Annotated in this window: 1 protein-coding gene; it reads left to right on the forward strand. The window is 64.5% G+C overall.

From position 1 onward, the window contains the following. The coding region (locus ABZ951_RS33845) for a beta-ketoacyl synthase N-terminal-like domain-containing protein (protein WP_361281799.1) at positions 1 to 1,430 on the forward strand (1,430 nt) is incomplete at both ends.

Raw genomic sequence — 1,430 nt, forward strand, 5'->3', positions numbered from 1 at the left:
AACTACGCCGCCGCCAACGCCTACCTCGACGCCCTCGCCACCCACCGCCACACCCAAGGACTCCCCGCCACCTCCATCGCCTGGGGACTATGGGAAGAAGGTGGCTTGGCCAATGCCGAAATCACCGGTCATATGCGACGGCACGGGCTCCCGCCCATGCCGACCGACCTCGCCCTTGCCGCGCTTGCTCAAAGCGTCAACCAGCCCGCCCCCAGCCTTGTGGTCGCGGATATCGACTGGACGACATTCGGCTCGGCCCATACCACCGAGCCTCCCGCACTCTTTGAGGACATTCCGGAGGCCCGACGATCCGGTGCGTCTTCGGAGATCGCGCGTGCCACCGATTCGACGCTCCGCCAGCAGTTGTCCCAGCAGGGCGCCGCTGAGCAACAAGAGACGCTGCTGCAGCTCGTACGCACCGAAGTGGCCGCGTCCCTCGGGCATGTCTCTGCCGATTCGATTCCCGACGACCGCTCCTTCAAGGTCCTCGGATTTGACTCTTTGTCTGCTATTGAGCTCCGGAACCGCCTCACTCGGGCGACCGAACTTCGCCTCGCCACCACCTTGGTCTTCGACCACCCGACCCCCGGCAAACTCGCGCAGTATCTGACAGCCGAACTCGTCAGTACGCACACCGCGGCCGCTCTGCCGACGCGACCTACAGCCGCACTCGACAACGAGCCGATTGCGATCGTCGGCATGGCGTGCCGCTTCCCCGGAGGCGTACAGAGTCCCGATGACCTCTGGGAGCTTCTCGGTACAGAACAAGACGCTATCGCCGACTTCCCGACGGACCGAGGCTGGGATCTGGATCACCTCTTCGACCCGGACCCGGACCATCCCGGAACCTGCTACACACGGCAAGGCGGCTTCCTCTACACCGCACCCGAATTCGATCCGGAGTTCTTCGAGATCAGCCCGCGAGAAGCGCTGGCGATGGACCCACAGCAGCGGTTGCTCCTGGAAACCGCATGGGAAGCCTTCGAACGGGCACGCATTGGCCCTGAAATCCTCCAGGGCAGTCAAACCGGGGTCTTCACCGGTCTCAATGCCCAGGACCATGCCACCCACATGCAACGCTCGTCCGACAGCTTGGACGGTTACGTCTTGACTGGCGCTTCGGCCAGTATCGCTTCGGGTCGCATCGCCTACGCTTTCGGTCTGGAAGGGCCCGCAGTGTCAGTGGACACGGCGTGCTCATCGTCATTGGTCGCCTTGCATCTGGCCTGTCAGGCCCTGCGGGCCGGAGAGTGCTCCATGGCCCTGGCCGGCGGCGTAACCGTCATGTCCACACCAGTCACTTTTATGGAGTTTTCACGGCAACGGGGGCTCTCACCTGATGGGCGGTGTAAGGCGTTCGCGGCCTCGGCGGACGGCACGGGGTGGGGGGAGGGCGTCGGCATGCTGCTGGTGGAGCGGCTTTCCGACGC

Origin of the sequence: Streptomyces sp. NPDC046215 (assembly GCF_040646215.1) — a bacterium.
GTDB lineage: Bacteria > Actinomycetota > Actinomycetes > Streptomycetales > Streptomycetaceae > Streptomyces > Streptomyces stramineus.